The 26786-nt window shown below is 62.5% G+C and carries 20 protein-coding genes and 1 riboswitch; of the genes, 12 read left to right on the top strand and 8 right to left on the bottom strand.

Annotated features, from left to right (window positions below; genetic code table 11):
* The first annotated feature begins 81 nt into the window (after positions 1–81).
* Positions 82–1695, top strand: a complete 1614-nt coding sequence (locus LVE68_RS06190; RefSeq protein WP_233006157.1) for an MFS transporter — start codon at positions 82–84, stop codon at positions 1693–1695.
* A 75-nt stretch (positions 1696–1770) separates the two neighbouring features.
* Complete coding sequence (locus tag LVE68_RS06185; protein WP_233006156.1) at positions 1771–2931, top strand: NnrS family protein; 1161 nt, start codon at positions 1771–1773, stop codon at positions 2929–2931.
* 59 nt (positions 2932–2990) lie between these two features.
* Here the strand turns inward: LVE68_RS06185 and LVE68_RS06180 are convergent, their stop codons facing one another.
* The 3 genes from LVE68_RS06180 to LVE68_RS06170 are packed head-to-tail and all read right to left on the bottom strand — an operon-like array spanning position 2991 to position 5538.
* Entirely contained in the window at positions 2991–3275 is a 285-nt protein-coding gene (locus LVE68_RS06180; protein WP_233006155.1) for a hypothetical protein, read from the bottom strand.
* 27 nt (positions 3276–3302) lie between these two features.
* Positions 3303–3683, bottom strand: a complete 381-nt coding sequence (locus tag LVE68_RS06175; RefSeq protein WP_233006154.1) for a SirB2 family protein — start codon at positions 3681–3683, stop codon at positions 3303–3305.
* Positions 3684–3690: 7 nt separating this feature from the next.
* On the bottom strand, positions 3691–5538 hold the full coding sequence (locus LVE68_RS06170) for an ATP-binding protein (protein WP_233006153.1): 1848 nt from the start codon (positions 5536–5538) through the stop codon (positions 3691–3693).
* Between the two features lie 312 nt (positions 5539–5850).
* Here LVE68_RS06170 and LVE68_RS06165 point away from each other — a divergent pair, with 312 nt between their 5' ends.
* From LVE68_RS06165 to ubiM, 7 genes are all read left to right on the top strand, one after another.
* On the top strand, positions 5851–9612 hold the full coding sequence (locus LVE68_RS06165) for a nitrate reductase subunit alpha (protein WP_233006152.1): 3762 nt from the start codon (positions 5851–5853) through the stop codon (positions 9610–9612).
* Positions 9609–11156 (top strand): nitrate reductase subunit beta, encoded by a 1548-nt coding sequence (narH, locus tag LVE68_RS06160; RefSeq protein WP_233006151.1) that lies wholly within the window; start codon positions 9609–9611, stop codon positions 11154–11156. Before LVE68_RS06165 ends, narH begins: the two co-directional genes overlap by 4 nt.
* Before the next feature lie 74 nt (positions 11157–11230).
* Complete coding sequence (gene narJ / locus LVE68_RS06155; RefSeq protein WP_233006150.1) at positions 11231–11965, top strand: nitrate reductase molybdenum cofactor assembly chaperone; 735 nt, start codon at positions 11231–11233, stop codon at positions 11963–11965.
* Between the two features lie 4 nt (positions 11966–11969).
* Positions 11970–12665: a respiratory nitrate reductase subunit gamma gene (narI, locus tag LVE68_RS06150; protein ID WP_233006149.1), complete on the top strand. Its 696-nt coding sequence runs from the start codon at positions 11970–11972 to the stop codon at positions 12663–12665.
* 373 nt (positions 12666–13038) lie between these two features.
* Positions 13039–13866: a peptidylprolyl isomerase gene (locus LVE68_RS06145; RefSeq protein WP_233006148.1), complete on the top strand. Its 828-nt coding sequence runs from the start codon at positions 13039–13041 to the stop codon at positions 13864–13866.
* A gap of 1 nt (position 13867) precedes the next feature.
* On the top strand, positions 13868–14524 hold the full coding sequence (gene can / locus LVE68_RS06140) for a carbonate dehydratase (protein ID WP_233006147.1): 657 nt from the start codon (positions 13868–13870) through the stop codon (positions 14522–14524).
* Positions 14525–14534: 10 nt separating this feature from the next.
* Complete coding sequence (ubiM, locus tag LVE68_RS06135; RefSeq protein WP_233006146.1) at positions 14535–15701, top strand: 5-demethoxyubiquinol-8 5-hydroxylase UbiM; 1167 nt, start codon at positions 14535–14537, stop codon at positions 15699–15701.
* Between the two features lie 151 nt (positions 15702–15852).
* On the opposite strand, the gene LVE68_RS06130 is transcribed toward ubiM, so the two are convergent.
* From LVE68_RS06130 to LVE68_RS06110, 5 genes are all read right to left on the bottom strand, one after another.
* Entirely contained in the window at positions 15853–16479 is a 627-nt protein-coding gene (locus LVE68_RS06130; RefSeq protein ID WP_233006145.1) for an anaerobic ribonucleoside-triphosphate reductase activating protein, read from the bottom strand.
* A complete protein-coding gene (gene nrdD, locus LVE68_RS06125; RefSeq protein ID WP_233006144.1) occupies positions 16476–16673 on the bottom strand; it encodes an anaerobic ribonucleoside-triphosphate reductase in 198 nt (65 codons plus the stop codon). Before nrdD ends, LVE68_RS06130 begins: the two co-directional genes overlap by 4 nt.
* Positions 16674–16732: 59 nt before the next feature.
* The gene (locus LVE68_RS06120; RefSeq protein WP_233006143.1) at positions 16733–18832 is read right to left on the bottom strand and encodes a ribonucleoside triphosphate reductase; all 2100 of its coding nucleotides are present in this window, start codon (positions 18830–18832) and stop codon (positions 16733–16735) included.
* Between the two features lie 323 nt (positions 18833–19155).
* The gene (locus LVE68_RS06115) at positions 19156–20919 is read right to left on the bottom strand and encodes a bifunctional protein-serine/threonine kinase/phosphatase (RefSeq protein WP_233006142.1); all 1764 of its coding nucleotides are present in this window, start codon (positions 20917–20919) and stop codon (positions 19156–19158) included.
* Positions 20920–21062: 143 nt separating this feature from the next.
* Positions 21063–22538: a NarK family nitrate/nitrite MFS transporter gene (locus LVE68_RS06110; RefSeq protein ID WP_233006141.1), complete on the bottom strand. Its 1476-nt coding sequence runs from the start codon at positions 22536–22538 to the stop codon at positions 21063–21065.
* Positions 22539–22859: 321 nt separating this feature from the next.
* Between LVE68_RS06110 and LVE68_RS06105 the strand changes: the two genes are divergently transcribed.
* The 3 genes from LVE68_RS06105 (at position 22860) to moaA (ending at position 26784) form a co-directional block, all read left to right on the top strand.
* Positions 22860–24161 (top strand): MFS transporter, encoded by a 1302-nt coding sequence (locus tag LVE68_RS06105; protein WP_233006140.1) that lies wholly within the window; start codon positions 22860–22862, stop codon positions 24159–24161.
* Between the two features lie 171 nt (positions 24162–24332).
* Positions 24333–25514 carry an alginate export family protein gene (locus tag LVE68_RS06100; RefSeq protein WP_233006139.1) on the top strand — a complete coding sequence of 394 codons (1182 nt, stop codon included), beginning with the start codon at positions 24333–24335 and terminating at the stop codon, positions 25512–25514.
* A 165-nt stretch (positions 25515–25679) separates the two neighbouring features.
* Positions 25680–25818: riboswitch (molybdenum cofactor riboswitch) on the top strand.
* Positions 25807–26784, top strand: a complete 978-nt coding sequence (moaA, locus tag LVE68_RS06095) for a GTP 3',8-cyclase MoaA (RefSeq protein WP_233006138.1) — start codon at positions 25807–25809, stop codon at positions 26782–26784. (Overlaps the previous riboswitch by 12 nt.)
* The last annotated feature ends 2 nt before the right edge of the window (positions 26785–26786 follow it).

The following is a 26786-nucleotide window of genomic DNA, read 5'->3' as shown; positions in this document are numbered from 1 at the left end:
TTACTGATGGTAATTGAGAGCGGGGCTGCAGGGGACCATAGTGCATGGCGAATCAGTAAAACCAGATCAGGAGAGGCCGCCGTGTCAGATATATACGAATGGACTCCAGAAGACAGTGGATTCTGGCAGTCCAAAGGAAAGAAGATTGCGAATCGCAATCTATGGATATCCATCCCCAGCCTGCTGTGCGGCTTCGCCGTGTGGCTCTACTGGGGAATCATCACCGTCCAGATGCTCAACCTTGGGTTCCCCTTCGCGAAGGCTGACCTCTTTACCCTGATGGCAATCGCCGGCCTGACCGGGGCGACGCTGCGTATTCCCAGCAGCTTCTTCATTCGCCTGTTCGGTGGGCGCAACGCCATCGTATTTACCACTGCGCTGCTGATGATCCCCGCCCTGGGGACGGGCCTCGCGCTGCAGAGCAAGGAAACCCCGCTGTGGGTGTTCCAGCTGCTGGCACTGCTGTCCGGTATCGGCGGGGGTAACTTTGCCTCTTCCATGTCCAATATCAGCTTTTTCTTCCCCAAGGAGAAGCAGGGGTTGGCGCTGGGCCTGAACGCGGGCCTGGGTAACTTCGGCGTCACCAGCATGCAGATCCTGGTGCCCCTGTTCATGACTTTCGGCGCCTTCGGTGCCGCCGGCGGGGATCCCATGGTGCTGGTCAGTGGCTCCGGCTCCCTCATCGGCAAGATCCCGGCCGGTTCCGAGGCCTGGATCCAGAATGCCGGCTTTGTATGGCTGCTGTTCCTGGTGCCGCTGGCCATCGTCGGCTGGTTCGGCATGAACAACCTGCGCACCGAGGAGATTACCCCGGACGTGGGCAGCCCGCTGTCAGCCATGGCCAAGATGACCCTGATGCTGGGTATCGGTTTCCTCACCGCGGTGGTGGGCCTGTGGCTGCTGCTGCCGGAGGCTGCCAACGGTTCCGGCTGGGGCGTGCCCAAGGAAATCGTGTTGGTAATGGTGATTGCCGCTACCGTCTTCGGCCTGAAGATGCTGCCGGGCGATATCAGGACCAGCCTCAACCGGCAGTACCGCATTTTCAACAACCGCCACACCTGGGTGATGAGCGTCATTTACACCATGACTTTCGGCAGCTTCATCGGCTTTGCCGCGGCATTCCCGCTGGCCATCAAGGTGATCTTCGGTTACAGCCACGTGATGGTCGACGGTGTGATGACTCACGACACCATCAACCCGAATGGTCCCAGCGCCCTGATGTACGCCTGGATGGGTCCTTTTATCGGTGCCCTGATTCGTCCGGTGGGAGGCTGGATCTCCGACCGCGTCGGCGGCGCCCTGGTTACCCAGGTCTGTGCGGCTATCATGGTGGCGAGTGCGCTGGGTGTGGCCTACTACATGAAGGCAGCCTACGGGTCTGCGACCCCGGAAGAGTTCTTCGTACCATTCTTCCTGCTGTTCCTGGTGCTTTTCGGCGCCACCGGGATTGGCAACGGTTCAACCTTCCGCACTATTGCCATGGTATTTCCCCGCGAACAGGCCGGTCCGGTGCTTGGCTGGACTTCTGCGGTGGCCGCTTACGGTGCCTTCTATATCCCGAAAGTCTTCGGTGAGCAGATCAAGGCCACCACACCGGAATACGCGCTGGCAGGCTTCGCCATCTTCTACGCCGTATGCATGGTGATTAACTACTGGTTCTACTTGCGTAAGAATGGGGAGTTCTACAACCCCTGACCCGGATAGGCCCGCGTTAACTCGCACCGCTTGGGGAGGCTTCGCCTCCCCCTTTCTGTTTTGAGGAGTAGTAACTTGATACCAATAGTCGACCGTTCGCGAATCGAAGCCCTGGCGCCCATCTGGCGCATGCCCTTCCGGCCATTTTTCTGGGGGGCGGCCGCCTGGAGCCTGCTCACCCTGCTGGCCTGGCAGGCCCAATTGTCGGGGTGGGGATTACCGGTGCTGCGGGGCGGCGTTACCTGGCATGCCCACGAGATGCTGTTCGGGTTCGCGGCGGCGGTAGTGGTGGGCTTCCTGGGTACGGCCATGCAGACCTGGACCGGTATTCCCTCGCCGCACGGCAGGCAGCTGCAGCTGCTGGTCGGCCTGTGGCTGCTGGCGCGAATCGGCTACCTGTTCGCCGCGGTGCCTCTGTGGCTGCCGCTGGTGGCGGAGGCCGGGTTTTTCCTGCTGGCGGCGGTGCTATTGGGCAGGCGGGTGCTGGTGGCCAGGCAGTGGCGCAACGCTTTCGTGCTGCCGGCGCTGCTCGCACTGGCCGGGCTGGCGCTGTACCACTGGCTGGCGCCCGCACGCCAGGGCCATGCCGCGCTGCTGACTCTGTTGCTGATGACCGGCCTGATACTGGTTATCGGTGGCCGCGTGATTCCCTTCTTCACCGCGCGACGCTTCCACCTGGCGCAGCGCGACAAGCTGGCGGCAGTCGAGTACGGGACACACGGGGTGCTGGTCGCGCTGTTGCTGGCCTTTGCGTTTGAGCTGCCCCGGGCAGTACTGGCGCTGCTCGCATTTACCCTGGGGGCGCTGCAGTTGGTGCGCACCATGCGCTGGCACCCTACTGTCATCTGGCGCGAGCCGCTGGTGTGGTCCCTGCACATCAGTTACTGGTTCGTGATCCTGGGTCTTTTCCTGCTGGCGTGTTGGTGGAGTGGAATCGCGCCAGCCTGGCGCAGCGGCGCCGTGCACGCACTGGCGGTAGGCGGCATCGGTGGACTGATACTGGCGATGATCAGTCGCGTGAGCCTGGGCCACACCGGCCGGCTCCTGGCCGTACCGTCATTAATGCCGCTGGCATTCGCGGCACTGGCGTTCTCGGCGTTAGCCCGGGTCTTCTGGGCGCCGGCAGCGGCCGGCTTCCTGGCCGCGGTGGCGGCCTGGGTAGTGGGTTACGGGCTGTTCCTTGTCTACTACACGCCGGTACTGTTCCGCGCGCGCCCCGACGGGCATCCGGGTTGAGGGAAGCGGGGCGATTGTCCCGTTGCCCGGATCCACCCCGGGCGTTCCACGCCGGGCCTTCAGTCCGGCTGGATCAGGCCATTCTTCGCGATGGCTGCATGGATTTTCCGGCAGCGCTTGCCGAGCGCGCTGACATCCCCGAGTGTGGGAACCTCCTCCTGATCGAGGCGCTCTGTCCAGTCGAACAGCTCCCCGTCGATAAACTCCAGCAGCTTCTTGGGGCATCCCTGGCAGGGGCCGGCGCACAGCTGGGCCGCCGGCAGGTGAAAGGGCAGGGCGCGACGGGCCTCACTGATAATGGCACGCATGGCGGTCGCGGTATCCGGCTTGCGTGAGCTTTCCATCACCCCATCCTTCCGGCGACCGTGGCCTCAGATGAACGGCAGCGGTGACTTGCTGATCGCCACCGACACCATGTAGGCGAAAGCCATGCTCGCGCCCGCTGCTCCCAGCAAACGTTCACTGCCGTTGCGGGCAAGGCGCATGGTGACGACGCCCAGCAGTATATAAGCGAGCAGCCCGCCGAGCTTGGCGAGCAGCCATGGCTGTTGCAGCGGGTACCACTGCAGGCGTTGCAACAGGAAGAGCGCGGAGACCAGCAGGGCGGTATCCACCAGGTGGGGAAGTAACCGGGCGAGCCGGCCCCGCGCCCATCCCGCGCCGGCGAGCTGGCCACCGGTGCGCAGCATGAATCCGCTGAAGGACAGCATTGCGAGGGTCATGTGCAGGGTCTTCAGGGTGGTATAGAGCATTGCGTGATCACGCCTCCTGCCAGATGACTTCCCGGTTGCGGGCGTAGTCGGGCACAAATGTAAAGGAAACCTCGGTACCGCCGGTGTCGCGCCGCCGGATCGTCAGCTCCCCATCCAGGTTGCTGGCCCGTTCCTGCATGATCGACATGCCGAAGTGATTACGTTTCTCCGGGGCGTCGCTGATACCTATCCCGTTATCGCGGATCCGCACCTCCAGGCTGTGGTTGTCCCCCTGGAGCAGGCTGATTTCCACGCGGTCGCCCTGGGAGTGGTAGACCGCGTTCTGCGACGCCTCGCGCACCAGCTGCAGGAGGTGGATTTCCTCATGCGGGGTGAGCGGGATCTCATCGAGGCGGTAATCCAGCAGGATGCTCAATTGGGGATGCTGTTCCCGGTAGGAGAGTATGGTTTGCTCCAGGATGCCCCGCAGGCCACCCTGGCCGATCTGCAACCGGAAGGTCGTGAGCAGTTCCCGCAACTGCCGATAAGAGGAGTCCAGCCCCTGCTTCAGCTCGGCGATGATTTCCTGCACCTGTTCCCGGTCGACCTGCTCGCCGCGGTTGGCGCGGGTGAGGCGGGTAACCTGGATCTTCAGGTAGGAGAGGGACTGGGCCAGTGAATCGTGCAACTCGCGCGCAATGATGGCGCGCTCGTCCATCAACGCGACGCGGCGCTCCTGGGCCTCGCGCTCATTGATGGCGATGGCGGCGGTAACGCTGTCGGCAAAGGTGGCCAGGCGCTGCTGCTGTTCCTCATCCAGCTCTTTCTCCTGCGGGAGGCTGCACACCAGTACGCCGTAATTGCGCTTGTCCACCTCCAGTGGGAAGCGGTAGGTGCGCTGGTCACCCTCTACCGTCGAGCCGCAGGTGCTGACGCAGACCTGGCAGTCGCCGGGGTCGCAGTGACTGTTGCCGAAACCGCGCACCAGGTGTTCGTAGGGCGCTTCGCCTTCTGGGGTCATCAGGCACAGGTCGAGGTTTTCCAGGTCGGCCAGTCGCGAGAACTCGGACAGCCACTGCTCCAGCTCGGCGCCTTGCAGCGGCCCTTCGCCAATCCGGCGCGCCAGGCGATACTGGAAGTCCAGGGCCTCGTGACTCTTCTGCAGCTGGGCGGTCTTCAGCTGCACGCGACGCTCGAGGTCGCGGTGGGTCGCGTGGATCTCGTCGCTCATGTAATTGATTGTCCGCGCGAGCACCCCGAGTTCATCCTCGCTGTCGATATCGAGCGGGGAAAGGTCAAAGTTACCCTGCGCGATGCCCATTGAACGGTCGGTCAATTGCTGTAGAGGCTGCTCCACGGAGCGATGCAGGATATACAGCGAGAGGTAAACCAGCAGCACGGTGGCGAACAGGGACGCCAGCTGTACCACGCGCAGCAGCCGGATCTTCGTTTCCGCGATCTGCTGGTACTCTGACACCAGCGCGTCCACTTCGCCGATAAAGGGCTCGAGCCGCGTGGCCAGCTGGAGAGAGTTCATGGGAGTCTGCCCGGCGGCCACCGACTCCACCAGCGGGCGGATTTCCTGCTGCCAGTGGTTGAGTACACCTGTATAGCGCGCGGCCGCGCTGCTGGTGTCGTCCGCGACGAAATCGGAGATATCCAGTACCTGCCGCAGGCGGTGTGCCACCTGGTCGGCTACCTGGCGGGTGGCCTCCCGGTCGCCGGCGGGCGCGGTAGCAGCCAGCCGATAGTTCATGGCGCGCAGTGAGCCCGCCAGGTTGACCGCGGCCGCGTCGTTCTCGGCGGCATCGGAAATGACGTAGGACGCGACCATGGAACTGAGCGCGACCAGCACGGTAAGCAGCATCAGGGTGCCGATGCGGTAAACGATGGACTGGCGGATTCGGTTGAGCATGTCTGGCTATCTGTCGGTCGATTGGGCCCCGGGGCCTATTATGCCCCTGCCGCGCAGGCGTTTTTGGTAGTACCACCAAAGAGCGCCATTGTTGCATATTTTTTGATCAGCTTCCTGCGGTTCTCCCGCGGGCCCCGTCTTTGTTCGCTTTCAGCCGCACCTTACCCGCCCGCCGACCCCGGTTCCCTACCCATTCGTGGGTAGATCCCCCCCTTTCTACCCCTTTTGGGGCAGGTGATCGCCCGGAAGCCGGCTTTTATATTCCCGCTAACCCGATGGTTTAACCGCATTTTTATGCCCTGGGAGAAACGCATGAGCCATTTCCTGGACCGACTGAAATACTTCAAGAAGAACAAGGAACCCTTTGCCAACGGGCACGGGGAAAAGACCGATGATGACCGCAGCTGGGAAGATGGCTACCGTCGCCGCTGGCAGTTCGACAAGATTGTCCGCTCCACGCACGGCGTCAACTGCACCGGCTCCTGCAGCTGGAAAATCTACGTAAAAGACGGGCTGGTCACCTGGGAGACCCAGCAGACCGACTATCCGCGCACCCGCCCGGACCTTCCCAACCACGAGCCGCGGGGCTGCCCGCGTGGTGCCAGCTATTCCTGGTACATGTACTCGGCCAACCGGCTCAAGTACCCCAAGATCCGCAAGCGTCTGGTGAAGCTGTGGCGCGAGGCCAGGCTCAAGCACAGCGACCCGGTTGAGGCCTGGGCCAGCATCGTCGAGGACCCGGCCAGGGCCAGGTCCTACAAGGAGCGCCGCGGCATGGGCGGCTTCGTGCGTATCAAGTGGGACGAGGTCAACGAGCTGATCGCCGCCGCCAACGTCTACACCACCAAGCAGTACGGTCCCGACCGCGTCACCGGCTTCTCGCCGATCCCGGCCATGTCCATGGTCTCCTACGCCGCCGGCGCCCGCTACCTGTCCCTGATCGGTGGTAACTGCCTGAGTTTCTACGACTGGTACTGTGACCTGCCGCCGGCCTCCCCCCAGATCTGGGGGGAGCAGACCGACGTTCCGGAGTCCGCGGACTGGTACAACTCCAATTACCTGATCGTGTGGGGCTCCAACGTCCCGCAGACCCGTACGCCGGACGCCCACTTCCTGAGCGAAGTGCGCTACAAGGGCGCCAAGACCTGCGTCATCACCTCCGATTACTCCGAGTGCTCCAAGTTCGGCGACACCTGGCTGGCACCGCGCCAGGGTACCGATGCCGCACTGGCGATGGCCTTCGGTCACGTGATCCTGAAGGAATTCCACGTGGACAAGCCCAGCGCCTACTTCACCGAGTATGTGCGCACCACCAGCGACATGCCGATGCTGGTCACCCTCGAGGAGCAGGACGGCCGCCTGGTGCAGGGGCGCTTCCTGCGCGCGTCGGACCTGGCCGACAACCTGGGCCAGGACAACAACCCGGAATGGAAGACCATCGCTATCAACCACGACGGGCAGCTGGTCTCCCCGCAGGGCTCCATCGGCTATCGCTGGGGCGAGCAGGGCAAGTGGAATATCGAGCAGCGCGACGGCAAGAGCGGCGAGGAGCTGCAGCTGATGCTGAGCCTCAAGGAGGCTGCGGACGAGGTCGCCCAGGTGGCCTTCCCCTATTTTGGCGGCCAGACTCACGAGTACGACTACTTCCAGCACACCGACCACAGCGACGTGATCGAGCGCAAGGTGCCGGTCAGGCTGGTTACCGGCAAGGACGGTGAGACCCTGCGCGTGGCCAGCGTCTACGACCTGACCCTGGCCAACTACGGCGTCGAGCACGGCCTGGACGACCCCAACTGTGCCCACAGCTACGAGGACGACAAGCCTTACACCCCGGCCTGGCAGGAGAAGATCACCGGCTGCCGCCCGCAGGACGTCATCCGCGTGGCCCGCGAGTTCGCCTCCACCGCCGACAAGAGCCGCGGCCGTTCCATGGTGATTGTCGGTGCCGCGCTGAACCACTGGTACCACATGGACATGAACTACCGTGGCCTCATCAACATGCTGATGATGTGTGGCTGTATCGGCCAGAGTGGCGGTGGCTGGGCCCACTACGTGGGCCAGGAAAAACTGCGCCCGCAGACCGGCTGGACGCCGCTGGCGTTCGCCCTCGACTGGCAGCGCCCGCCGCGCCACATGAACGGTACCTCCTTCTTCTACAACCACTCCAACCAGTGGCGCTACGAAAAGCTGGAGATGGAAGAGGTGGTCTCGCCGCTGGCCGACAAGAGCAAGTGGCAGGCCTCCATCATCGACTACAACAGCCGTGCCGAGCGCATGGGCTGGCTGCCGTCCGCGCCGCAGCTGGGTATTAACCCGCTGCAGCTCACCAGGGACGCCGCCGCCGCGGGTATGGACCCGAAAGACTACGCGGTGCAGCAGCTGAAGAGCGGCGAACTGAAGTTCGCCAACCAGGACCCGGACAACCCCCAGAACTACCCGCGCAACATGTTTATCTGGCGCTCGAACCTGCTGGGTTCTTCCGGCAAGGGCCACGAGTACATGCTGCGCCACCTGCTGGGCACCAGGCATGGCTTGATGGGCAAGGACCTGGGCGAGGCCGGCGGCAAGAAACCGGAGGACATCACCTGGCATGACCAGCCCAGCGAGGGCAAGGTCGACCTGCTGGTAACGCTGGACTTCCGCATGTCCACCACCTGCCTCTACTCGGACATCGTCCTACCGACCGCCACCTGGTACGAGAAGGACGACATGAACACGTCCGACATGCACCCGTTCATCCACCCGCTCACCAAGGCGGTGGACCCGGCCTGGGAGGCACGTAGCGACTGGGACATCTTCAAGGGTGTGGCGAAGAAATTCTCCGAGCTCACCGACGGCCACCTGGGGGTGGAAACCGACCTGGTGACCCTGCCGATCCACCACGATACGCCCACCGAAATCGCGCAGCCGTTTGGCGTGAAGGCCTGGTGGAAGGGTGAGTGCGACCTGGTGCCCGGGGTCACCGCGCCCAGCATGATCCCGGTGGAGCGCGACTATCCCAATACCTACAACCGCTTTACCTCCATCGGCCCGCTGCTGGAGAAACTCGGCAACGGCGGCAAGGGCATCAGCTGGAATACCGAAGTGGAAGTGGACTTCCTCAAGAAGCTCAACCGCACCTGGACCGAGGACAGCGCGCGCAACGGCCGCGCCCGTATCGACAGCGCGGTGGACGCCGCGGAAATGATCCTGTCGCTGGCGCCGGAAACCAACGGCCAGGTGGCGGTGAAGGCCTGGGAGGCGCTGGGCAAGGTGACCGGGCGCGACCATACGCACCTGGCCAAGCCGAAGGAAGACGAGAAGATCCGCTTCAACGACATCGTTGCGCAACCGCGCAAGATCATCTCCTCGCCGACCTGGTCGGGCCTTGAGGACGAGCACGTCAGCTACAACGCCGGCTATACCAACGTCCACGAGCTGATCCCCTGGCGCACCATCACCGGCCGCCAGCAGTTCTACCAGGATCACGAGTGGATGCGTGATTTCGGCGAGAACATGTGCGTGTACAAGCCGCCGATCAACCTGAAGACAGTGCAGCCAGTACTGAACCAGAAGCCCAATGGCAACAAGGAGATCCTGTTGAACTGGATTACCCCGCACCAGAAGTGGGGTATCCACAGCACCTACTCCGACAACCTGCTGATGCTCACCCTGTCCCGCGGCGGGCCGATTGTCTGGATGAGCGAAACCGATGCGAAGCTCGCGGGTGTCGAGGACAACGACTGGATCGAGATCTTCAACGTCAACGGTGCCATCGCGGCCCGGGCGGTGGTGTCCCAGCGGGTACCCGACGGCATGGCGATGATGTACCACGCCCAGGAGCGCATCGTGAATACCCCCGGGGCGGAGACCACCGGTACCCGCGGCGGTATCCACAACTCTGTGACCCGCGCGGTAATGAAGCCGACCCATATGATCGGCGGCTACGCCCAGCAGTCCTACGGGTTCAACTACTACGGCACCGTGGGCTGTAACCGCGACGAGTTTGTAATCGTAAGAAAGATGAACAAAGTGGACTGGCTCGACGGAGAAGAAGTGAAAGAGCCGGTAGCACAAGAGGAGGCCGTGCAATGAAAGTAAGAGCCCAGATCGGCATGGTGCTGAACCTCGATAAGTGTATCGGCTGCCATACCTGTTCCGTGACCTGCAAGAACGTGTGGACCTCCCGCGAGGGGGTGGAGTACGCATGGTTCAATAATGTCGAGACCAAGCCCGGTGTCGGCTACCCGAAGGAGTGGGAGAACCAGGACAAGTGGAATGGTGGCTGGACGCGCAAGAAAAACGGCAAGCTGCAGCCAAGGATCGGCGGCAAGCACCGGGTGCTGGCAAACATCTTCGGCAACCCGGACATGCCGGAGATCGACGACTACTACGAGCCGTTCGATTTCGACTACCAGACCCTGCACAAGGCGCCGGAACAGAAGCATCAACCAGTTGCCCGCCCGCGCTCGCTGATCAGCGGCGAGCGCATGGAGAAAATCGAGTGGGGCCCGAACTGGGAGGAAATCCTGGGCACCGAGTTTGACAAGCGCCGCAAGGACAAGAACTTCGAGGAGGTCCAGGCGGACATCTACGGTGAGTTCGAAAACACCTTCATGATGTACCTGCCGCGCCTGTGCGAGCACTGCCTAAACCCGGCCTGTGTGGCGTCCTGCCCCAGCGGTGCCATCTACAAGCGCGAGGAAGACGGCATCGTGCTGATCGACCAGGACAAGTGCCGCGGCTGGCGGATGTGTGTGTCCGGCTGTCCCTACAAGAAGATCTACTACAACTGGAAAACCGGTAAATCGGAGAAGTGTATTTTCTGCTACCCGCGCATCGAGGCGGGCCAGCCGACCATCTGCTCCGAGACCTGCGTTGGCCGGATCCGTTACCTGGGCGTGCTGCTCTACGACGCCGACCGCATCGAGGAAGCGGCGTCGGTGGAGGACGACAAGGCCCTGTACCAGGCCCAGTGCGACATCTTCCTGGACCCGAGCGATCCCGCAGTGCAGGAGGCCGCCCGCGCCGAAGGTATCCCGCAAGCGTGGATCGATGCTGCCCAACAGTCGCCGGTGTACAAGATGGCAATCGACTGGCAGATCGCCCTGCCGCTGCATCCCGAGTATCGCACCCTGCCGATGGTCTGGTATGTGCCGCCGCTGTCGCCGATCCAGAACGCAGTGCAGGCGGGCGACGTGGAAACCGTGACCGTGGGGCGCAACGCCGAGATCCCGGACCTGTCCACCCTGCGCATTCCGCTGAAGTACCTGGCGAACCTGCTCACCGCGGGCGACGAGGCACCGGTGGCGCGCGCGCTGGAGCGCATGATCGTCATGCGCGCCTACATGCGCGGCATCCACGTGGACGGTGTCCAGGATCGCGAGCTGCTGGAAGAGGCCGGGCTGTCGGTACAGCAGGTGGAGGACATGTACCGCTACCTGGCGCTGGCCAACTACGAGGACCGTTTCGTGGTGCCCAGCAGCCACAAGGCCTACGCCGAAAATGCCTACGACATGAAATCCTCCTGCGGCTTCAGCTTCGGCAACGGCTGCGGTACCGGTAACGACAGCACCAATATATTCGGTGGCAAGAAACAGACAGTACGCCAGGTGATCCCGGCGCAAGAGGTGGATTAACTCAGGCGAAAAAAGCAGTAAAGCCCGGCGCGGAGCCGGGCCTGACCCCCACAGAGCCTGATGCGAGAAAACTTATGAAAACCCTGAACCTGATTTCACGCCTGCTCGACTATCCCGCGGACGAGCTGGTGGCAAACCTGGACGAGCTGACCCGCTGGGTAGCGGAGTCCTCCGATATCGATACGGCCCTGCGCGACAAGCTGGTGGCCTTCATTTCCTATTTTGAACGTATGGATGCCCTGGACTGGCAGTCGGAATACGACGGGCTGTTCGAGCGGGGCCGGCAGGTATCCCTGCACCTGTTCGAGCATGTGCACGGCGAGTCCCGGGATCGCGGCCAGGCGATGGTTGACCTGATGGCCCGCTACCGCAGTGCCGGGCTGGCCCTGAACGAGCGTGAGCTGCCCGACTACCTGCCCACCTACCTGGAATTCTGCGCGACCCAGGGAGAGGCGGCGACCGAATGGCTGGCGGAAGTCTCCCATGTGCTGGCGCTGCTCGCCGCGCGCCTGCGGGAAAAAGACAGTCCCTACCACCTGCTGATGGATGCTTTGTTGCAGTTGTCCGGAGTCGAGGTGGATGTGCCGGCATTGCAGCAGCGCATCGCCGGTGAGGAGCCCGACGACACGCCCGAGGCCCTGGACAAGATCTGGGAGGAAGAGGCTGTTTCCTTCTCCGGCACCCAGGGTAGTGCCTGTGACCAGCTCACCATGCGCCCCAGCGAAACCCAGCGCCGGGACGGCCAGCCACTCAACTGGGTCAACGCGGCAGAACAGCCGGCCCCGCAGCACCGCGCTTCTATGGAGTAAGATGATGGACTACCTGAATACACTACTCTTCGGCATCTATCCCTTTATCGCCCTGACCGTGTTCGTGGTGGGCAGCCTTATCCGCTATGACCGCGACCAGTACACCTGGCGCACGGGCTCCAGCCAGCTGCTGGAAAAGAAACAGCTGCGCGTCGGCAGTTACCTCTTCCACATCGGTGTGATCGCAATCCTCGCGGGCCACTTCGTGGGCCTGCTCACGCCCAAGTGGGTCTGGCACGCAGTTGGCGTCTCCGCGGCCACCAAGCAGCTGATGGCCATGAGCATCGGTGGCCTGTTCGGCGTCATCTGCTTTATCGGCCTGACCATCCTGGTGAAGCGCCGCCTGACCAACCCGCGTATCCGGGCTACCACCTCGCGCATGGACCTGACCATCCTGCTGATGCTCTATGCACAACTGATCCTGGGGTTGATCAGCATCGTGGTCTCCACCGGCCACCTGGACGGTGCAGAAATGCTCAAGCTGATGACCTGGGCGCAGTCCATCGTGACTCTTGACGGTACCACCGCGGCAGCGGCCATTGCCAATGTGCACATCATCTTCAAGCTGCACATCTTCCTCGGCATGACCCTGTTCCTGCTGTTCCCCTTCAGCCGCCTGGTGCATGTGTGGAGCGTGCCGGTGCAATACTTCCGCCGCAACTACCAGGTGGTGCGCGCGCGTCCCACCAGGGAGGTCTGAGTGATCGCCGGGGTTGCGCATGACGCAGTCCCGGTGCTGCCAGGCATGCGGGGGGCGCCCGCCGTTGCTGGTGCCGCGACTATTGCTGTGAAAAGGAGTGAGGCATTGACTGCCAGTAACTCTCTTGCAAGTTCCACCGCAAGCACCGGATACCGTCAACAGTGACACCGAGCTGGGCCTGACCGCGAAGAACAAACTTGATGCCGTGGATCGTTGCCGGATTCCTGCCGGCACTGGGAGCGGCCATCGACAATGGTGCCGATGCTGTCTATATCGGTTTTCGCGATGAAGCCAGCGCGCCGCAACAATCCAGGCGCTCATTACCCGGGCGCAAAAAAAGTACAGTTACAACGGACTCTTACAGGAGGTCCAGATGAGCAACTTGCTGACATCGGACAAGCAGGGCGACACCGAGCTTTTTCTCGCCCCGGTGACGGTCAATGGAATGGAAATCCCGCGCGAGCAGATTTATGCGGAGATGCAATATCACCCGGCGCCCACACCCCGCGAGGCTGCTTATGCCGCGGCACGCTCGCTGGTGATCGGCCAGCTGCTGCGCGAGGCGGCAGTGGAGCGCGGCCTGTGTGAGGCAGATGTCGAAATCAACAGTGAGGCGTTCGATAAAGCGGTGGGGCAGCTCGTCGCGGGCGACATGGACGTGCCGGCGCCTACAGAAGAGGCCTGCCGTGCCTTCTTCGAGGAGAACCGGCAAAGGTTCCGCTCAGAGCCGCTGGCCGAAGTCCGCCATATCCTGCTGGCCGCGGATCCCGACGACGAAGCGGCGCGGGAACAGGCGCGGGCTTCGGCAGCCGACCTGCTGCGCCAGGTGCAGGAATCCAGCGACCCGCTGGTGACCTTTGCCGACCTGGCGAAGGCTGCATCGGAGTGCTCCTCCAGCGAATCGGGCGGCAGCCTGGGGCAGGTAAGCCGCGGCGATACCGTGGCACCTTTCGAGGAAGCGGTTTTCCGCCAGGGGCAGGGCCTGGTGCAGGAACCGGTGGAAACCGAGTATGGCCTGCACCTCATCTATGTGGAACACAGCGAGCCGGGCCGTCCCCTCGAGTTCGATTATGTCGCTGACAGGATCAGCGATTTCCTGCAGGAGCGCGCGCGCCGGGCCAATACTGGCGCCTACCTGCAGCAGCTGGTGGCCTCTGCTGAGATCGGCGGCATCGACCTGCTGGACGGGAGGGCAGCCTGAGATGGCAGAGATAGAGCAGATATTCCGCCAGAACCGTGCCTGGGCAAGTGATCGCACCGAAGAGGACCCGGAGTTTTTCCTGCGCCTCAGCCGCCAGCAGACACCGAAGTACCTGTGGATTGGTTGCTCTGATTCGCGCGTGCCCGCCAACGAGATCGTCGGCATGGCGCCGGGCGAGCTGTTTGTGCATCGCAATATCGCCAACGTGGTGGTGCACACGGACTTCAACTGCCTGTCGGTGTTGCAGTACGCGGTGGAGGTGCTGAAGGTGGAACACGTGGTGGTCTGCGGCCACTACTGCTGCGGCGGTGTACAGGCTGCTCTCGGGCACAGCGAATGCGGGCTGGTGGATAACTGGCTGAGACATATCAAGGATGTCTACGCAATGCACCGCCAGGAACTGGAGGGGCTCGACGAGGCGGCGCGCACGGCGCGGCTGTGTGAGCTGAACGTCAGGGCGCAGGTGCAGAACCTGGCCCGGACCAAGATCGTCCAGCACGCCTGGGAGCGGGGCCAGAAACTGAGCCTGCACGGCTGGATCTACGATATTCGCGACGGTCTGATCCGCGACCTGGGGGTGCGCATGGACGACCGCAGCCTGATTCCCGAAATTTACCATTTCGCCATCGCGTCGGAGGAGACCGGCGCGCCGGCCTGAGGAGAAGTGCATGCAGGCAACGGATATCGCCGTGGTTGGTGCCGGGCCGGCGGCCCTGGCCTTTGCCGCGTTCCTCGCCCACAGTGGCTACCGGCTGACACTGGTTGAGCGCCAGTCCCGTACCTCGCTGGCAGAACCTGCCGACGATGGCCGGGAGATCGCCCTCACACACAAGTCGGTGCGCCTGCTACAAAAGCTGGGCGCCTGGCAGCGGCTGCGCAAGGAGGAGATCAGCGAGTTGGCTGAGGCACAGGTGGTCAGCGGCACCTCGCCCTACTGCCTGCAGTTTGACGACCGTGGGCGGGGACCGCTGGGGTACATAGTGGCGAATGCAGCCATCCGGCGCGTGCTGTATGAAGTGGTGGCGCAGCAGGCCAATGTCCGGTGGCAGGATTGCACCACGGTAAGCGGTCTCGGGCTGAAAGGCGGTTACCGTGAAGTTACGCTCAGCGACGGCGACTCCCTGCAGGTGCCGCTGGTGGTGGCGGCCGACAGCCGTTTCTCGGAAACCCGCCGCATGGCCGGTATCGGCGCGGATATGCGGGACTTCGGTCGCTCGGCGATCGTTGGCCGCGTGCGCATCGGCGAACCCCATAAAGGTGTTGCGCGTGAGTGCTTCCGGTACGGCTCCACGCTGGCGCTGTTGCCACTCGCCGATCCGCAAGTCTCGTCGGCGGTGGTGACGGTGCCGTCGAGTCGCAGTAATGAATTGATGGGGTTGTCAGAGTGCGGCTTCGCCGCACATGTGGCGCGGGAGGCCGGGTTCGCACCGGGCGCAGTAAAATGCGAGGGCGAGAGGCACTGTTACCCGCTGGTGGCGGTGTACTCGCAACAATTCTGCGCCGAGCGGTTTGCGCTGATTGGCGATGCCGCTGTGGGTATGCATCCGGTTACCGCCCACGGTTTCAATCTCGGCCTGGCCAGCGCAGAGTCACTGGCGCGCCAGTTGCGCAGGGTAGCCAGTCTAGACTCCGACCAGGCCCTGCGGCGTGCGCTGGGCCGCTACCAGCTGGCGCACAGGCTCGAGTCATGGCCGGTATACGAGGGCACCAATCGCGTCGTCGGGCTCTTTACCGATGACCGCGCCCCGGCACGGCTGCTGCGCAAGGCTGTACTCCGGGTGAGTAATCACTTTACGCCGATCCGCCGGGCGGTCACCTGGCAGTTGACCCGCTAGATATTCCCGTCAATTGACGGCGGTAGTACCACCCCTGCCGTCACCGATAGTTTCCGGTTGCCAATACAGCAATGCAGCTGCCGGGAGCAATTAATTGCCCGGGAGCAGAAACACTCCCGGGCAGGTTTTGTCGCCGCTGGCGGTTCCCCGCTCAGTGGGGTAGGCGCAGCTCCTGGTCCAGGCAGCGTTCGGTATTGCAACCCTGCACCACCAGGTCGGAGATTCCCAGGTCGGCAAGCCTTCGCCTTACCTCATCGAGTTCGGCCTCACTGGTAAGCTGCGGGTGCCGGGTCAGGCGCACCTGCAGCGGGATGCCTGCCTCGGCGAGCAACCGCGCGCTGTCCCAGGAGGTGGCCCCGCTTTTTTCCACGCCGGTGATAGCGGGATAATTTTCAGGTAATGCCTTGATATCGAGGCCCACCCAGTCGAGATGCGGCAGCAGTCCCTGCAGTCGCCGCGGGTACATGCCGGCGGTGTGCAGCCCCACCTTGAACCCCAGCTCCCGCACCTGCGTCATCGCGCTTTCCAGTGCCCGCTGCGCGGTGGGCTCGCCGCCGGAAAACACCACGGCATCCAGCAGCCCGCTGCGCCCGCGAAGAAACGCCAGCAGTTTGCTCCAGCGATACGGCGTCGGCGCCCGGGCGGGCAGCAGCTCACTGTTGTGGCAGTAGCGGCAGCGCCACGGGCAGCCCTGGCAGAACACCACGGCTGCCAGGGCCCCCGGGTAGTCAATGGCGGTAAAGGGCGTAAAGCCACCGACCCGCAGGGACTCACTCACGGATTAATGGCCACTGTTGCAGTACCCGTTGCGGGTGTTTTCCCGTTGTCAGCGACGAAGTACTGGCGTTCGCGATGCTCCGACTGCTTGCCCGGATTCCAGAAGGACACCGGCCGGTGATAACCCATCACCCGGCTCCAGATTTCACAGGGGGTGCGTTCTTCATCGTTGAGCAGGTTGGTGTGGTCTTGCATGATAGCTCTCCTTTCTTTCTTCTCGGGTGTCACTGTCTCCAGTCTGCGGGGCCTGCTAACTACGCGGGCGTCCCGCACTGTTGCTTATCGCTCTGTTCATTCCCGCACTGTTTTTTCGCCAGCAGTTCCTCGTCACAGCGCGGGCAGAACGGGTGCTCGCCGCTCAGGTAGCCGTGTACCGGGCAGATCGAGAAAGTCGGTGTAACGGTGATGTAGGGCAGGCGGTAGTTCTCCAGCGCCCGCCGCACCAGCCGGCGGCAGCTGTCGGCGTCCGGCAGTTCCTCGCCCAGGTACAGGTGCAGCACGGTGCCGCCGGTATAACGCGACTGCAGTGACTCCTGCCGCGCGAGCGCCTCGAACGGGTCGTCGGTGAAGCCGACCGGCAATTGCGACGAGTTGGTGTAGTAGGGGGCTTCATCACTGCCGGCCTGGAGGATATCCGGGTAGCGCTTCCTGTCCTCGCGGGCGAAGCGGTAGGTGGTGCCCTCCGCCGGTGTCGCCTCCAGGTTATAGAGGTGGCCAGTCTGCTCCTGGAACTCGGTCATGCGCGCGCGGATATGGTCCAGCAGGCGCTCTGCCATGCGCTGGCCCTCTTCGCTGACGATGTTGTCGCGGTCGCCGGTGAAGTTACGCAGCATCTCGTTGATGCCATTCACGCCGATGGTGGAGAAGTGGTTGCGCAGGGTTCCCAGGTAGCGCTTGGAATAGGGGAAGAGGCCCGCGTCCATATGGCGCTGGATGACCTTGCGCTTGAGTTCCAGCGAGTTGCGCGCCAGCTCCAGCAGGCGGTCCAGGGCAGCCATCAGACCGGCTTCATCTCCGCGGTGCAGGTAGCCCAGCCGCGCGCAGTTGACCGTCACCACGCCGAGCGAGCCGGTCTGCTCGGCGGAGCCGAACAGGCCGTTGCCACGCTTGAGCAGCTCCCTCAGGTCGAGCTGCAGCCGGCAGCACATGGAGCGGACCATGTTCGGGCTCAGGTCGGAATTGATGAAATTCTGGAAGTAGGGCAGGCCGTAGCGCGCCGTCATGGCGAACAGCCGCTCGGCGTTCTCACTGTGCCAGGGGAAGTCCGGCGCGATGTTGTAGGTGGGGATGGGGAAGGTGAATACCCGGCCGCGCGCATCGCCGGTACTCATTACCTCGATATAGGCGCGGTTGACCAGGTCCATCTCTTCCTGCAGCTCACCGTAGGTAAACGGCATTTCCTCGCCGGCGATGACGGGCACCTGCTCGCGCAGGTCCTCCGGGCAGACCCAGTCGAAGGTGAGGTTGGTAAACGGCGTCTGCGTGCCCCAGCGGGACGGCACGTTGAGGTTGAAGATCAGTTCCTGCATACACTGGCGGACTTCTCTGTAGCCGAGCCCGTCCTTGCGGATAAAGGGCGCCAGGTAGGTGTCGAAAGAGCTGAATGCCTGTGCACCGGCCCACTCGTTCTGCAGCGTGCCGAGGAAGTTGACGATCTGCCCCACCGCGCTGGACAGATGTGCGGGCGGCCCGGACTCCACCTTGCCCGGCACGCCGTTGAGGCCTTCCTGCAGCAGCGTGCGCAGGGACCAGCCAGCGCAATAGCCGGCCAGCATGTCGAGGTCGTGGATATGGATATCACCATCCCGGTGCGCCGCACCGATTTCCGGGTCGTAGACGTGGTTGAGCCAGTAATTGGCGATCATCTTGCCGGCGCTGTTAAGGATCAGGCCACCCAGGGAATAGCCCTGGTTGGCATTGGCTGCCACGCGCCAGTCCTCGCGCTGCAGGTACTCGTCGACAGAGGCGCTGACATCCAGCAGGGTGCGGCGGTCCTCGCGCAACTGCTGATGGCGGCTCCGGTGGGCGATGTAGCCCCGGGCAGTATCCAGGTGGTTGTTGCTGATCAGTACCTGCTCGACGATATTCTGGATTTCCTCGATATCCAGCGGCGCGCTACCGTCACAGCGATGGCCAATCACCTTGCAAACCTGTGCCGTCAGCAGGTCGGCCTCGTCCGCGTCAAAGTCACTGCTTGCCTGCCCGGCCCGCAAAATGGCGCTGTGGATGCGGCGGCTATCGAACGCGGTGGAGCGGCCATCGCGCTTCCGCACCAGCAGGCCGGGCGGAATGCGGCCACTGGGCACGGCGCCGGCGGCGCTGGCTTCTGGGGTGACGGTTGTGGATGCGGACATGGGGCCTCCTGGCTGGTGAAGTTGTCGGTATGCCACCACGGTGGCTACCGAGCTAACTTGATTTTTATCATCTACATGTTGTGCCTGCGTTTTTGCTAGGCACAACATATGGTGTTCTATGTCTCGGTACAAGAGGAGCTGAGTGGCGGGGTGGCTGCACGGCTACTTACAGGCGAGGCCGTCTCTACCCCTTTCGGGGTAGTGGTAAGGCGGTCAATTCAACGGTTATTACGCTTTCTGTCTGCCCGGTGAACAAGCCGGGGAATATCTGTCCAGGGACCCACTACCCCTTCTGCCCGCGGCGGCCGGAATATAGCGGCCGGTCAATTGCCGGACGAAAACAGGGCGAGCAGTGCCAGCAGGGTGATGGCCCAGAGTCCGCACAGCAATTTCCAGAACATGGAGGCGTTCTGGCCCTGCTGATCGCTCGGGTCGTCCCGCAGGTAATCCGGGTTGGGGGTGCCCAGGTCGGTGATGAAGGCGTCCAGGGTGTGGTAGCGCTCCTCGAGATCGATGCTGCAGCCCCGTTCCAGTGTGCGATCGAACCAGATTGGCACCACGGGGTTAAACGTCGCCGCGGGGCGGTAACGCAGCTGCTCGTAATCGGCCAGCGAGCGGCACTCGTTGATGCCCTCGCCATAGGGCAGCTCCCCGGTGAACAACTCGTAGGCAATGGTGGCCAGCGCATAGATATCGCCCTGGATACCGGTGTTGCGCCCGAGAATATAGTGCGGGTCTGAATAAGAGGCGGTGCCCAGGGCGCCGGGATGTTCCAGCGGCCGGAAGACTTCGGCGCTGCCGGCAATATAGACCGAGCCGAAATCCACGATTTTTGCGCGCCCTGCACGGTCGAGCATGATGTTGGCGGGCTTCAGGTCCTGGTGAATGGTTTCCTGCTGGTGGAATGCAGCCAGTCCCGCGGCGACCTCGCGGATAATACGGAAGGCCTCGGCCGGTTTCGGAAAGCGGTTTTTCGTCATCCAGCTTTCCAGCGTGCGGCCGTCCACGTATTCCATCAGGTAGTAAAGGACTGTGCGCGGCCGCTGCTGGCGCTGAACTTCCACCACGTGATCGTTCTGGATCCGCAGGCCGATCCACTCCTCCTGGATGAAGCGGTCGATATAGTGGATGTCGTCCTCATAGTTGATCGAGGGCGTCTTCATCACCAGTGCCTCGCCGGAGGCGGTATCAGTCACCAGGTAGAGCTGGCTGCGCTGGGAGGAAAAGATTTCCCGCTCCACCCGGTAGCCGTCCAGGATCATGCCCGGCTCCAGCGGTGGCGGAAAAGGCAGCCGGGTGAGCTGGCGACTGTAGTCATCCAGTGTGGTTTCCGGCACCGACCTGACCCGCACGACCAACGCGGTGAGGTTATCGTCGCTGCCATTTTCCTCCGCGGCCCTGACCAGCGTCTCGGCCTTCTGCTGTTCGGTCAGGTCCGCGTTCGCGAGCAGTGTGCGGATAAACTCCGCATCCACAAAGTCGTGGACCCCGTCGCTGGTAATGAGGAAACAATCGCCACGCTCCAGTTCCACCCGCCCGTAATCCACCTGCAGGCCGGTATCCATGCCCAACGCCCGCGCCAGCATCCGGCGCCGATGGGACAGCACCACCGTGTGATCGCGGGTCAGGCACTTCAGCTGCTTCTGGCGCAGGTGGTAGATGCGGCTGTCACCGATATGGAAATAGTGCGCACTGCGGGATTTGAACACCACCGCCGAGAAAGTGCAGAGAAAGCCCTTTTCCTCCTGGGCAAACTCGTGGCTCTTGCGATAGAGCTTGCTGTTGATGGAGGCGAGGATTTTCTGCCCGGCATGGGCCGCGGACCAGGTATCGGGTGTACGGAAGTAATCCTCCACGAACTGCTGCGTCGCCGTGCTGCTGGCGAGGGCGCCTGCCTCGGCAGAACTCACGCCATCCGCGACGGCGGCCACCGCACCCAGGTACTGTTGCAGGTGCGGGCTGGCGGGCCAGTGAAAAACACCCGCATCCTCGTTCTGGGGCTTGGGTCCAGCAGTGCTACACAGGCCGGAAGACAGGACCGGGGCGCTGGAGACTTCCGCTGGCAATGGGGCGGTTGGTGCATTCATGTCTCTTTCCTGGCGGCCAGAAGGTTACTGTGCCGGGGTGGGGTGCCGGTGTCCAGACCGCAACTGCCAGCGGTCGGGACGGCTGTACCCCGGAGACAGGAAAACGGCCCGCAGGCCGCTTCCCTGTCCGGCAATTGCCCGGGTTATTCCACACTGATCAGCTGCACGGTGCCATCGGGCAGTACTTCCGCAATCTTGCCTTTAGGCTCGTCGAGGAAGGCGCAGGCAAAAAAGATCACCGCGGCTGCGCCAGCAATGACCAGGAAGAACTGGCTGTAGCTGACAAAGGACAGGACGGTAAGGAAGGTGACGGCCCCCACGTTACCATAGGCACCGGCCATCCCCGCGATCTGCCCGGTCATGCGGCGCTTCACCAGGGGCACGATGGCGAATACGGCACCCTCACCGGCCTGTACGAAGAAGGAGCACATCATGGTGGCCGCCACCGCGGCGGGAATCCACCAGCCACCGTGGATCTGGCTCAGCACCAGGTAGCCGACGGCCAGGCCGCCTACCAGGAACATCAGGCTGCGACGGCGGCCGATCTTGTCACTGAAATAGCCGCCGGTGGGCCGCGCCACAAGATTCATGAACGCGAAGCCGGAAGCCAGCAGGCCCGCCTTGACCGGGCTCAGGCCCTCGAACGTCTCGAGAAAAAACAGCGGCAGCATGGAGACCACCGCCAGTTCGGAGCCGAAGGTGACGAAGTAGGCCAGGTCGAGAATGGCCACCTGCTTGAAGCTGTATTTCTCCAGCTCCGGTACACCATCTTTAAGGTGTTCGCTGTTCACGTGCCAGATCATCCTGGTCTGCAGCGCAAACAGCACCGCCAGCAGTCCCCACATGGCATAAGTGGCCTGCTGGCTCAGCAGTGCCACCCCGGCGGGGGAGAGTTTATAGGCCAGCGCGCCCAGTGCCAGGTACATGGGCACGTTCATCAGCAGATAAAAGTAGAGGTCCCGCATACTGGTCACTTCTAGGCCACCGCTCTTTTTCGGCTTGAAGTAGGTAGAGCCTTTCGGTGTATTGCGGGCAATGTGGTAATAGATGAAGCCGTAAGTACCGGCGATTATCCCGGTCAGGCCCAGCGCGTAGCGCCAGCCGTCGTCACCGCCAAACAGTAGCGCGATAGTCGGCAGGCTCATAGCGCCGGCGGCGGAGCCGAAGTTGCCCCAGCCCCCATAGATGCCCTCGGCAAGGCCCACCTGCCTGGCGGGGAACCATTCACCCACCATGCGGATACCGATAACAAAACCGGCACCGACAAAGCCGAGCAGGAAGCGGAACAGTGCCAGTGATTCATAACTGTCTGCCGTGGCGAAACCGAGGCAGATCAGTGACGAGATTATCAGCAGGCCACTGTAAACATGCCGCGGCCCGAATTTGTCGACGAGCATGCCGATAATAATGCGGGCGGGAATCGTGAGTGCCACGTTAAGGATGAGCAGAGCCTTGACCTGCTGGCTGGAGAGGTCGAAGGCCTCCTTGATGAAGACCAACAACGGTGCGTGGGAGAACCACACCACGAAGCTCAGGAAAAACGCGAACCAGGTAATGTGCAGTGTTTTTATCTTGGGATCGCCCCAATTCAGTAGATTGAGGCCGCTCGATTCACTCATGGTTATATCTCCGGCGTGACGGGAATCGTTGGTTAAGTGGGTCTGGCCCCGATGGTATGGGAGTGGTGCCAGAGAGGAAGCGGACAAAGGGGGTAGGCACGCGGGAAAATCCGGGCAATTTTCCGATAACTTACCCCTATGGGTTAGGGCGTCTCGCCGGTAAACAACGCGAGCGGGCGCTGTTTTACCACCAAGGTGGTAGCAGTGCTTGCCTCTTCCATTTGCAGGATATTTTTGGAGGTAACACTGCGGATCGCCCCCCGGAAATACGCAGGCCGGGAAACAGTTGCCGTAAAATGGGGAAAACAACGGAGCCCGGTAATGCAATACTCACAGCAACTGGCGGGACGCGTACTTGTTCTCGCCACGGCCATGTTTGCGGCCAATTTCTCGGTATGGATCCTCTATGCCGTTCTCGGTGTCGAGTTGCGGGAGCAGTTCCAGCTCTCGGCGACCGAGTTCGGCGTGCTGCTTGCGGCCCCGATTTTCACCGGGGCGTTACTGAGGTTCCCGGCCGGGCTGCTGGTGGAGCGTTTTTCCGCAAAGAAACTGATCCTGGTCCAGATGCTGTTGCTGCTACCGGTGCTGGTCCTGCTGCCGACCATCAGCACTTTTCCGGGGCATCTGCTCGCCGGCCTGTGGCTGGGGATTTCCGGTGTCTCTTTCGTGCTGGGCATTCGCTATATCAATCCCTGGTTCGAGCGCAGGCAGCAGGGAACAGCCATGGGTATCTTTGGTGCCGGTAACGCCGGCGCGGCGATTACCCTGGCGCTGGCCCCGGCCATAGAGAGCTGGGCCGGGCGAGACTGGATAGGCCCGCTTTATGGGATGGGCCTGCTGGTGATGGTAGTCCTGTTCGCAGTGGCCGCACCGGAGGAGACCCGCTATATGCAGCGCCGGCGGGCGAGCAACCTGGCGCAGCAATTGCAGCCGTTGCGCCAACTGAGGGTCTGGCGTTACGGGCTTTATTACTACTTTGTGTTTGGTAGTTTCCTGGCATTGCTGCTGTGGCTGCCGCACTACTACCTTTCTGTCTACGAGGTATCCCTGACCACTGCCATGGCCCTGACCCTGGTGTTCGTGGCCCTGTCGAGTTCTGTGCGGGCGCTGGGAGGCTGGTTTGCCGACCGCTACGGTGCCCGCACGGTGAACTGGAGTGTCTTCTGGACCTGCCTGGTATGCCTGTTCTTCCTGAGCTACCCGCCGACCAGCATGACAATCCATGGGGTTGAAAGGGATGTGGAGCTCAGTATTGAAGTGAGTATCGAATTGTTCACCCTGCTGCTGCTGGTGATCGGTATAGCCCAGGGCTTCGGACGCGCCTCGGTATACAAGGCGCTCCATGACAACTTTCCCGGGCATATGGGCAGTGTCGGGGGGACCGTGGCGACTATCGGCGCCTTTGGCGGCTTCACGCTACCAGTCATGTTTGGTATGGCGCAGGATTTAGTGGGTATTCACAGTGCGGCCTTTATGCTGCTCTACGGAGTGCTCGCACTGTGCATGGTGGTGATGTACCTGGCGATCCAGAGAGAGCGTTATCAGCAACGACTGCAGTTCGCGCGGCAGCATAACTTCCTTCACGACGATACCGGCACCGGAGGGGCTCTTTCCGTAGAATGACTCCGCTTACCGATTTGGTGGTAACCGGTGGGGCGAGTGGGTGGTAGGAAATTTCAGGGGGTGAAAAAGCGGTGGATTTTCCCGGTGCGCAAAGGGGTGTAACTTGCTCCCGATCCCGATCACCCACTCGCATAGGAAAAGCGGATGAATACGCAATATCTACCGAAATTAATGGGCGTTCTAGTTCTGGGTGCTTGCAGCAGCCTGGCAGTGCATGCGGCAGAGGAGGATAGCGGCGCGACCTCGATGGCAGACGCCCTGGGTTCCGGAAGCGTGGGGCTCAACCTGCGTTACCGGGTCGAGGGCGTCGATCAGGAAAACCTGGAGGAAAATGCCATCGCCTCCACCCTCAGGTCGCGCCTGACCTGGGAGAGTGCGGCTTACCACGGATTTTCCAGCCTGCTTGAATTTGATGATGTCTCAGTGATCGGCGATGGCGATTACAATTCCACTACCAATGGCAACGCCCTCTACCCGGTGGTTGCTGATCCCTCCGGGACTGAAGTCAACCAGGCCTACCTGCAGTACCGCGGCAAGTCCTCCATAGCCACCGCCGGCCGGCAGCGCATCAACCTCGATGACCAGAGATTTGTCGGTGGGGTGGGCTGGCGCCAGAACGAGCAGACTTACGATGGTTACCGTTTCCAGTATGGCCAGCCTGACAGTTTCCAGCTCGACTACAGCTACATATACAACGTCAACCGGATTTTTGGCGAGGACAGCGTCAATTCCGACTTCCGGGGCGCTATCCAGCTGCTTCACGCCGCCTACCCGGTAAACGAATCCCATAAGCTGACGGCGTTTCTCTACGAGCTGGACCTGGACACGGTGGTCAACGCCTCGAGCCGTACTATCGGCGTGCGGTACGAGGGTGCATTCGGGCCTGTCTCAACCCGGTTGAGCTACGCCACCCAGTCCGAGACCGGCGACAGCACCCTCGAGTACAGAGCGGAATACTACCTCGCCGAAGTGGCCGCCAGCATCGGCCCGGTGCAGCCGAAAATAGGCTACGAGGTGCTCGGCAGCGATGACGGAGCGGCCTTCACCACGCCGCTTGCCACCCTGCACAAGTTCCAGGGCTTCGCCGACAAGTTCCTGGCGACACCGGCCGACGGGATCGAGGATTTGTATGTCGGGGCCAGTGCGAAACTCGCCGGTGGAAATTTCGGAGTGACCTATCACAACTTTGGCGCTAACGCCTCGTCCCTGGATTATGGCGAAGAGTGGGATGTCAGCTACGGCCGCAAGATCAATGACCAGCTCTCCGCACTGGTGAAGTACGCGACCTACAGTGCCGATGAGTACGGCGTGGATACTGACAAAATCTGGCTGATGCTCACCGCCAGCTTCTGATAACAACAGGAAACCGTTTCCCCGGCCAGGCGTCGGGGCTTTTTTTACTGTTGCCCCCGGGCGTCCGGGTACGGAACCCCGCTATCGTCGATTATCGAAACGTACTTGCCCCGGGAGGAGTACCACCTTTGCCCCAAGCAGAAACCTGTCGCGCTGGTACACTGGCAACAGTTTAAACACCGAGTCCCGCTGCCTACACGGCCTCAGCCGCAAGGTGCCGGGACCGTGGCCGGAAAGGCCACCAGGGTCACACGGGAAACCGGGTGGCCTCCCGACTTTGGAAAGGCGTTTAATGTTACAAGATAGCTATGGCCGCCGGTTTTATTACCTGCGCCTGTCCGTGACCGACATCTGCAACTTCCGCTGCAATTACTGCCTGCCCGACGGGATTGGCTGTGGGCGATCGCTCGAGGGTGAAAACCCCCTCTCCGTGGCGGAAGTTGACACCGTCGTCCGCGCCTTTGCCTCGCTCGGTACCGAAAAGGTGCGCCTCACCGGCGGCGAGCCCTCCCTGCGCCGCGACCTCGACTCACTCATTGCGGCAGTGCATGACTGCGATGGCATCCGTCGCGTGGCAATCACCACCAATGGCTATCGCCTGCCATCCCAGATAGACGGTTGGCATGCGGCCGGGCTCGACCAGTTGAACGTGAGCGTGGACAGCCTGGATCCCGCGCAATTCCAGCGGATTACCGGTCACGACCGCCTCGAGAAGGCCCTGGCCGGGATCGACCGCGCCCTGGAGCTGGGTATCCAGACCAAGGTCAATGCCGTCCTCCTGCGTCAGCACAACCTCGCCGGTTTCGACCAGTTCCTGGACTGGGTCCGGCAGATGCCGGTGACCCTGCGCTTTATCGAACTGATGCGCACCGGCGACAACCGTGAGTTCTTTGCCAGCAACCATGTCTCTGGCACAGATATTGAGTCCCGACTTGTACAGGACGGTTGGCAGCAGGTGGTGCGCGCTCGGGATGCGGGTCCGGCCCGGGAGTATTACCACCCGGATTACGCCGGCCGTGTCGGCCTGATCACCCCCTATAGCAGTGATTTCTGCGCGAGCTGCAACCGGCTGCGCATGTCTGCGCAGGGCAAGCTGCACCTGTGCCTGTTCGCCGACGCGGGCTTCGACCTGCGCCGGGAGATCGCCGCCGGCGATGCGGAGGCCCTGGCCGACCATATCCGTGAACTGATTGGCGGCAAGAGCGCGGGTCACGAGCTGCAGCGCGGACTGACCGGCGCCACCCGCAACCTGGCAATGCTGGGGGGATGAAC

The sequence above is a fragment of the Microbulbifer sp. YPW16 genome, assembly GCF_021290385.1.
Classification (GTDB): Bacteria; Pseudomonadota; Gammaproteobacteria; order Pseudomonadales; family Cellvibrionaceae; genus Microbulbifer; species Microbulbifer zhoushanensis.
This window is presented reverse-complemented; position numbering and strand designations above follow the sequence as displayed.